The organism is Mesorhizobium sp. M0500 (assembly GCF_040321165.1).
Classification (GTDB): Bacteria; Pseudomonadota; Alphaproteobacteria; order Rhizobiales; family Rhizobiaceae; genus Mesorhizobium.
On record NZ_JAMYRB010000015.1, the window covers coordinates 126,796 to 134,776 of the forward strand.

Below are 7,981 nucleotides of genomic sequence, written 5' to 3' on the forward strand. Positions count from 1 at the left end.
TTGGCACTGGCATTTCTTGCCCCTTGGCCGGCACTTGCGCATGACGCGGCGCACGACCTGCGCCTGCCGACGATCGGAGCAGCGCCGGACTTTACCCTGACCTCGCAGGACGGTGTACGCGTGTCGCTGCGCGACTTTCGCGGCAAGGTGGTCGCCGTTGCATTCATCTATACGTACTGCACCGACGTCTGCCCGATGCTGACCGCCCATATGGCCAGTGTGCAGGAGAAGCTAGGCTCTGCGTTCGGATCGAAGATCGCCTTCATTTCGATAACCGTCGACCCGGAGCGCGACACGGCTGAGGTGTTGAAAGAATATGCGCAGAATTTTGGCGCCGATCTGAAAGGCTGGTCGTTCCTTACCGGTGATCCGGCGGTTGTCCATGAGGTTGGACGGAAATACGGCGTCATCGCGAAGAAAACGGCGGATGGTGACGTCGACCACACGTTGCTGACGTCGCTCATAGACCCTAGGGGCATGTTGCGCGTACAGTATCTTGGCGTTCGGTTCGACCTAGAGGAGTTCCGGGGTGACCTTCTCAGCCTCTTGGACGAATCCAAGTAACATAACGAACCGGCTAGTCGGCTGGGTTGCCCGGCTGCCGGCGCGCGTCCAGACCAAGCTCTTGATCGCGTTCCTGTCGATCGTCGGCCTGTTGATCGTGCTCGGGGCCGTCGGGTTGCAGGTGCTGAGTGGGGTCAATGATCAAACAAACGAGCTGATCAAGCTGCAGCGCAGGATCGCGGCCTATCGCCAGGTGCAGCACGATACGACAACCCAGCTCTACGGCATCTCCACCGCCCTGTTGCTTCAGGACGACCGGATGCTGGATGGGGCGTTGCGCCAGCTCAACCAGTTTGGCTACGACCTCGACCGCATGGAGTTCGTCGCTGAAACTGAGGCGGAGGTGCTGGGCCAGGTCCGACAGGAGTACGAACGGCTTGCGGCCGGCGTGATGCATGTCGCGGAGCTCTTCCGCGCCGGTCGCACGGCGGAGGCGCGCAAGGTTCAGCTGGATGAGATCATGCCGTCGGCCGACCGCCTCGAGCGGCTGACGAACCAGCTGGTCAACATGGCCGAAGCCGACATGGTCGCGGCCATCGAAGCGAGCGAGGGGGCGTACGGCACCTCTCGAATGATCGTGGTCGCTTTTGCTGTGGGCAGCATCCTGCTCGCGCTTGCGCTTGGCTACATCATCTCCTGGTCGTTGATCGAACCGGTCAAGAAGATCGAGACGCGTCTCAGTCAGATAGCGGCCGGCGACTTCGCCCACCAGGTTGCCGTGGCCAATCGCGACGAACTTGGAGTGCTCGCCGCTAACGTCAACCAGACCTCCGACCAGCTGGGGCGCCTGTATCAGGAGATTGAGACGCGCACCCAGCAGCTCGACGAGGCCCTTCAGCAGCAGACAGCCACTGCAGACGTTCTGAAGGTTATCAGCCGCTCTACCTTCGATCTGCAGGTTGTGCTCGATACGTTGGTGGAATCGGCTGTCAGGCTCTGCCGTGCCGACAAGGGTGGTATCGTGCAGTTGCTGGACGGCGTATTCCGCTATGTGTCGACGCATGGCTACCCGCCCAGTTTCCGCGCTTATGTCGACGCCAATCCACTTCCAGCGCTTGCCGCAGGCCGGGGCTCCGCCGTAGGGCGCGTAATCGAAGAACGGCGGATCGTGCAAATCGAAGACGTGACCGCCGATCCGGACTACCGCGTTACCCTGATCGCTGAGGCAGGCGGATTCCGCACCGTCCTCGCTGCCCCGCTGTTGCGGGAAGGTGATCTCGTTGGCGTATTCGTCATGACGAGGGTTGAGCCGCAATCTTTCAATCCCAAGGAGATCGCGCTCGTCGAGACATTCGCCGACCAGGCGGTGATCGCCATCGAGAATGCGCGGCTCTTCGAGGCGGTGCAGTCACGGACGCGCGAGCTTGCCGCGTCTGTTGGTGAGCTCGAGGCGCTTGGTGAGGTGAGCAAGGCGGTCAATTCGACGCTGGATCTCGACACAGTGCTGAAAACGATCGTCGCCAAAGCGGTCCAGTTGTCGGAGACGGATGCTGGCACCATCTACGTGTTCAGCAGCACGCGGCAGCAATTCCGTCCGCGCGCAAACTTCGGTATGAGCGATGAGCTTATCGCCGCAGTCTCACACCAGACGATCGGGCTGGCCGACATGGGGATCGGCGACGCACCCGGGCGCTGCATGCCGGTGCAGTTTCCCGACCTGAGCCAGGAGGCCTCAGCCTTCCTCGTAAGAAAGACGATCGTCGAAGCCGGATATCGCGGTATCCTGATCGTTCCGCTGCTGATGCCCAACAAGATCGTAGGTGCACTGGTCGTCAGGCGCCACAAGCCAGGTGCCTTCCATGAGCAAGTTGTCCATCTGCTGGAGACCTTCGCAGCCCAATCGGTGCTCGCGATCCAGAATGCCAAGCTGTTCCGCGAGATCGAGGAGAAAGGCCGGGAGCTGGAGGCAGCTAGCCGCCACAAGTCCCAGTTCCTCGCGAATATGAGCCACGAGCTCAGGACACCGCTCAATTCAGTCTTGGGCTTCACAGAACTGCTGGTCGACGGCATCTACGGCGAACTCCCGGACAAGGCGAAGACGACCGTCGCGCGCGTGCAGGCAAACGGCCGTCACCTTCTCGGGCTCATCAACGACGTACTCGACCTTTCCAAGATCGAAGCCGGCCAGCTCACGCTGGCGATCGAGGACTACTCCGTCGCGCAGATTGTTCGATTGACCGTTACGGCTGTCGAGCCGCTGGCACGAGCGAAGGGTCTTGAGCTTTCAACGACTGTTGGCGAGAACCTTCCAATCGGCCGCGGGGACGAACGCCGTTTGATGCAGGTCCTGCTCAATCTTGCAGGCAATGCCGTCAAGTTCACCGAAACGGGTGCGGTCGACATTCTTGCCGGCGCGGCCGACGGACATTTCGAGATCACCGTCCGGGATACAGGTCCCGGCATCGCGTCCAAGGACCAGGCTCTCATCTTCGAAGAATTCCAGCAGGTCGACAACAGCAGCACCAGGCAGAAGGGTGGCACAGGTCTTGGCCTGGCGATCTCGAAGCGCATCGTCGAAATGCATGGCGGAACCATAGACGTCGAGTCCGTGATCGGGTCAGGGTCGACATTCCGCCTGAAGATACCGATCCGGGTGCAAGAGGACGTGAGGGCCGCATGAGCAAACGAATCCTGATGGTGGAAGACACCGAGGACAACCGCCAGATCATCCGCGACCTCATCGCCACCACCGAATACCAACTGATCGAGGCAGCGGACGGCGCCGCCGGCATCGCTGCAGCCGGAGCGCACAGGCCGGACCTGATCCTTATGGACATTCAGCTCCCGGTGATCGACGGGTATGAAGCGGCCCGCCGCATCAAGGCCGACCCGGCGCTCCGGCACATTCCGATCATCGCGGTCACCTCCTACGCACTGTCGGGCGACGAGGCGAAAGCCCTTGCTGCAGGGTGCGATGGTTACATTGCCAAGCCATTCAGTCCGCGCCAGCTGCTCGCCGAGATTCGCCAGTTCCTTTCCTGAGGGGAGACAGTGCCTTGCACAATCCGCCTCGCATTCTCGCGGTCGACGATACCCCGGAAAATCTCGAGATCCTGCGCATGCGGCTCGAGGCGAATGGCTACGAAGTGGTGACTGCCGCGGATGGTGAAGAGGGGCTTGCGACGGCCCGCGATCTCACACCGGATCTGATCCTCCTCGACATCATGATGCCGAAGCTCGACGGCATCAGTGTGGTACGCATGCTCAAGCACGATCAATCGCTGCGGTCGATCCCCGTTATTCTGGTCACCGCGAAAGCCGACACGCGCGACGTGGTCGATGGGCTGGACGCCGGTGGCGACGATTATCTGACAAAGCCCTTCGAGCACAGGGCGCTGTTAGCGCGGGTGCGCTCGATGCTGCGTCAGAAGGCGCTTCACGACACTGTCGCGAGCCAAGCCAAACGCCTTGAGGACCAAGCCGCGCAACTTTCCGACTGGAACCGCTCGCTCGAGCAAACCGTGGCCGACCAGGTGACGGAGCTCGAGCGAATGGCGCGGCTTAGGCGGTTCCTGCCCGAACAGGTCGCCGACCTCATCGTTGCGGCGGGCAATGGAGATGCGCTCTTGCAGAGCCACCGTCGCGAGGTGACCGTTGTCTTTTGCGATTTGCGCGGCTTTACTGCCTTCGCAGAGACCGCCGAACCCGAAGAAGTCATGACCGTTCTTGCCGAGTATCATTCCTGTCTTGGTGAACAAATTGTCCGCCACGAGGGGACTCTCGAGCGGTTCGTGGGTGACGGTATCGTCGTGGTTTTCAACGATCCACTGCCCTGCGCCGACCATACCGAGAGAGCCGTCTGCATGGCTACGGCGATGCGTGATGCGATTGACGAGCATTCGGAGCAATGGCGCAAGCGCGACCACTTGCTCGGCTTCGGAATCGGCATCGCCCGAGGCCATGCAACCATCGGGCGGATCGGTTTCGATCAGCGCGCCGACTATGCAGTGATAGGCACAGTGTCGAACCATGCCGCCCGATTGTGCGAGGAAGCCGGGCCGCGCCAGATTCTCGTGAGCCAGCGGGTCGTTGGTGCCGTCGAATCACTGGTTGAGTCCGTCGCCGTTGGCGAACTGACGCTGAAGGGTTTTCGCCGCCCGATGCCTGCCTATGAAATCGTGCGGTGGATCGGTCGGCCAAGCTAGCTTAGACGCATTCCGGCTTCTTTCGGACGATGCGGCGCGTCGAACCGCCGGCACAAAGCATCCCAGCCACGACCGATCTCGAAACCGCCCGCAACGGGGAGAAAGTGTGCGTTCTGCCAGCAGCAACCCGATGGCAGCCCTATGTGACATCTCGCCTCGATCTTCGTCTGTCAGGTTCGGATACAGCAGCCAGCCCACGGCCTGCGAACCTTGGATCGCTGCTCGCCGTGAAAGAACTGTTCCGGCATCATCGGGTCGGCGATGCGCATCAGATCGCTGAACGCCGAGCGGATTTGCGGCCAAGGGAATTCTGAGCATTCCTCCCAGGCCTCGCCCTCTCGCAACACGGCATCGAGCTTGCCCACTACACCAGCGAGGGTAGTGGCGGGGGTGGTTGAGAACGCTTCCAGCAGATGCTCAGCCCGCTCGCCAGCCTCGCGCTCAGCCCTGAGCGCTGCGGTGTAACCGGTCTCCTCGGCAGCCGCATCCCAGCGTGCCTGATGCGCCGCGAAATCAGCTTCGGCCTTTTCGCGCAGAGCCGCCATAGCCGGCCCTTTGCCGAGCACGCTATGGAGCGCCTCGATCGAGTGGAGCGTCACGTCCTCACCCTCGGGCAGGCTGATGCTCACACAAGGAAAGCCAACGCTGTGGACAAGCTGCGTCTCGAGGCGCTGCTGCCCCTGGCAAAGCTGCTCTGTCAGCTTGTGGGCTTTCTCCCATTCAAGCCAAACCGCCAGCGCTGGATCGGAGGGGGGCGTGCTCGTCGCCGCTGCGTTGCCGGCAACAGTACTTTTCTCAACAACCAAAGCCGTTGACGTGATCATCCCTGCGGTAAGCATTCGCCTGCGAGTGACGAAGGGCGGAGTCATGGTATTGTCGGAATCAGATGGGGTATTCGGCTCGAGCCCATCTTCAAAGGTGATGCAAAGAGGTGTTGCGCTTCGAGCTGATGATAACTTGGTCTGTCCAGACAGCCACAAGCATCAGGAAAGGAAGCGCAACATGAAGCATTTTGTTGGCCTCGATATCTCGGTGAAGGAAACCGCCGTTTGCGTTGTCGACGAAACCGGCAGGATTTGTCGTGAGGTGAAGGTGGTCAGCCACCCTGACGATATCATTGCGGTGCTGAAGGACTCGACTTGGAACGTCGAACGGGTCGGGCTCGAAGCAGGGCCCTTGTCGCAGTGGCTATTCGAGGGGCTGGCCAGGGCCGGGCTGCCGGTCATCTGCATCGAAACACGTCATGTGAAAGCATTCCTGAAGGCGCAGCCGAACAAGACAGATCGCAATGATGCGCGCGGCATAGCCCAGATGATGCGGGTCAACCTATTCCGCCCGGTGCACATCAAGACGCTGACGAGCCAGAAGCGCCGGGTGCTGCTGACGGCCCGCAAGATCTTGCAGGAAAAGGCGATCGCGATCGAGAACGACATCCGCGGTCTTCTGCGCAACTTCGGGCTCAAGGTCGGCGCCGTGGGAACGGCGAAGTTCGAGGACCGCATCCGTGAGCTTGTCGAATGCATGCCCGATCTCGAACAGATCATGGAGCCACTGCTGGCCGCCAGGCGGAAGCTGCGCGAGGAATTTGCGCACCTGCACAGACAAGTGCTGGCGATCGCCAGGGGCGATGCTACCTGCCGGCGCTTGATGACGGTCCCTGGTGTCGGGTCCATAGTGGCGCTCGCGTACACCGCGACGATCGACATTCCACAACGGTTCAGAAACTCCAAGGCGGTAGGGCCGATCCTGGGGCTGACACCGAAGCTCGACGAGTCCGGCGAAAGCAAGCGCGTTGGAGGCATCTCACTCTGCGGGGACGGCATGATGCGAACATTGCTCTATGAAGCAGCCCAAGTCATGCTGACGCACGTGAAGAAATGGTCATGGCTGAAGGCCTGGGCGATGAACGTCGGCTTGCGCAGGGCGATAGTCGCGCTCGCACGTCGCCTGGCGGTCGTCATGCACCGCATGTGGCTGGACAACAGCGAGTTCCGCTGGACGCGGGAAACCATGGCGTCAGCCGTGTGACAAAAGGCCGGGAAGAAGAGGTAGAGAGTTCCGCCCAGCGCGGAAGCACGTCCTTCGCGGGACGAAGGATGAGGTGAGTTCGCGATCATGGGCGCACCGGTCATGTCATGCTGGCCAGGACGCGAATCAGATTGTTCCGCCTTATTCTCTGAATCCCATCAAGGGAGGGCCAATGGGCCGATCCCGGAGAGAAGCACGAACCCGCGAATGATGTCAGAAGCTGGTAAGGCAGAAAATGACAAAAGCGCTTGACCCCAAGCCGCCGAATAGAGAAGCCATGATCCGAGCTCCTCAGAAGCTTGGGTTTGGTCAGGCTGGGGACGGTGCGCCAACACCGTGCCTAGCCGCACCTCGGACCGGTCGGCCCAAGGGTATCACTGATACCTTTGGATCATATAGGAATGATCTAAAGGGATCAATAGACTTTGATGACAGCAGGACAGATGCGGGCAGCCCGCGCGTTGATCGGTATCGCCCAGGCTGAGCTTGCCCGCCGGGCTGGTGTATCCGTTCCGACTATCAAGCGCTGCGAAAGCGACGGCAAAAACGGTCTGATGGTATCCGCCGAAACCCAAGCAAAAATTCGTGCCGCTCTTGAAGCCGAAGGCGTGGAGTTTACCAATGGCGATCGCCCAGGCGTTAGGTTGCGGCGACCGTAGTCGGCCGTTGATCAGTTGAGCGCAGGATTGCGGGCTCCACTTCAGCCAGCCCCGGCAGCGCAGGCTCATTCTGTACCGTAGGCCGCTTGCTAGGCTAGACCAGCGGAGAGCGGCATGGCTCGGGCAGGTCTCTATGAGCGAAAAGGCCTCCCGCCAACTCAGGATGGAATAAAGATCTGTTAGCCGTGAACGCTGGCTGGCCAACCTGCCGGTGACGATCTCGATCCCGCGTCAGCGCGATCTCCTGCAGGGTTGCGCGCGGCGGGCCTCACATCCCGATCCCCAAGCCGCGCTTTCTGCCGAAGCTCCAGTCGATGCCGCCGCTGTTTTGCACGAAGCCGGTAATGTGCTGGCCGATGCGCTTCTCCAGCATTGGCTGCCACGGCACCAGCTGAAACCCGAGCCCGTCGTCCAGCATGGCGAAGCGCCCGCTGGCAAGACGGACCGAGCCTAGCAGCCTGCCGCCGACATGGTTGCCGGGCTGGACTGGCTGGAACGTGAGGCCGCGCGCAGCGGCCATTTCCTTGCCGACCCGCGTAACCTCCTGGCGCTCCAGCGTGGCTACAAGGTCGCGCGAGAAGGTGA

8 protein-coding genes are annotated in these 7,981 nt (G+C 61.3%); 5 read left to right on the forward strand and 3 right to left on the reverse strand.

The features are described 5' to 3' along the window. Genes NKI70_RS23620 through NKI70_RS23635 form a run of 4 tightly spaced genes read left to right on the forward strand, consistent with a single transcriptional unit; the run spans window position 1 to window position 4,709 of the window. Window positions 1–564, forward strand: a complete 564-nt coding sequence (locus tag NKI70_RS23620; protein WP_352700817.1) for an SCO family protein — start codon at window positions 1–3, stop codon at window positions 562–564. Then, window positions 530–3,184, forward strand: coding sequence for a GAF domain-containing protein (locus NKI70_RS23625; RefSeq protein WP_352700818.1), 2,655 nt, complete (start codon window positions 530–532; stop codon window positions 3,182–3,184). The genes NKI70_RS23620 and NKI70_RS23625 overlap by 35 nt, the downstream gene beginning before the upstream one ends. Beyond that, window positions 3,181–3,546, forward strand: a complete 366-nt coding sequence (locus NKI70_RS23630; protein ID WP_352700819.1) for a response regulator — start codon at window positions 3,181–3,183, stop codon at window positions 3,544–3,546. Before NKI70_RS23625 ends, NKI70_RS23630 begins: the two co-directional genes overlap by 4 nt. 14 nt (window positions 3,547–3,560) lie before the next feature. Further along, a complete protein-coding gene (locus tag NKI70_RS23635; protein WP_352700822.1) occupies window positions 3,561–4,709 on the forward strand; it encodes an adenylate/guanylate cyclase domain-containing protein in 1,149 nt (382 codons plus the stop codon). 170 nt (window positions 4,710–4,879) lie between these two features. Here the strand turns inward: NKI70_RS23635 and NKI70_RS23640 are convergent, their stop codons facing one another. After that, window positions 4,880–5,338, reverse strand: coding sequence for a hypothetical protein (locus NKI70_RS23640; RefSeq protein ID WP_352724951.1), 459 nt, complete (start codon window positions 5,336–5,338; stop codon window positions 4,880–4,882). A 373-nt stretch (window positions 5,339–5,711) separates the two neighbouring features. Here NKI70_RS23640 and NKI70_RS23645 point away from each other — a divergent pair, with 373 nt between their 5' ends. Further along, window positions 5,712–6,737, forward strand: coding sequence for an IS110 family RNA-guided transposase (locus NKI70_RS23645; protein ID WP_352700823.1), 1,026 nt, complete (start codon window positions 5,712–5,714; stop codon window positions 6,735–6,737). Window positions 6,738–7,111: 374 nt separating this feature from the next. Here NKI70_RS23645 and NKI70_RS34000 read toward each other — a convergent pair whose 3' ends face one another. Both NKI70_RS34000 and NKI70_RS23655 read right to left on the reverse strand, forming a co-directional pair. Further along, the gene (locus NKI70_RS34000; RefSeq protein ID WP_502897839.1) at window positions 7,112–7,465 is read right to left on the reverse strand and encodes a hypothetical protein; all 354 of its coding nucleotides are present in this window, start codon (window positions 7,463–7,465) and stop codon (window positions 7,112–7,114) included. A 199-nt stretch (window positions 7,466–7,664) separates the two neighbouring features. Further along, window positions 7,665–7,981: DUF3363 domain-containing protein (locus NKI70_RS23655; RefSeq protein ID WP_352700821.1), on the reverse strand; the 317-nt coding region annotated here is incomplete at its 5' end.

Bases quoted from the DNA above. Each gene is read 5' to 3' on its own strand.
- NKI70_RS23645 (WP_352700823.1), top strand. From the start codon at position 5,712: ATGAAGCATTTTGTTGGCCTCGATATCTCGGTGAAGGAAACCGCCGTT.
- NKI70_RS34000 (WP_502897839.1), bottom strand. From the start codon at position 7,465: ATGAGCCTGCGCTGCCGGGGCTGGCTGAAGTGGAGCCCGCAATCCTGC.
- NKI70_RS23630 (WP_352700819.1), top strand. From the start codon at position 3,181: ATGAGCAAACGAATCCTGATGGTGGAAGACACCGAGGACAACCGCCAG.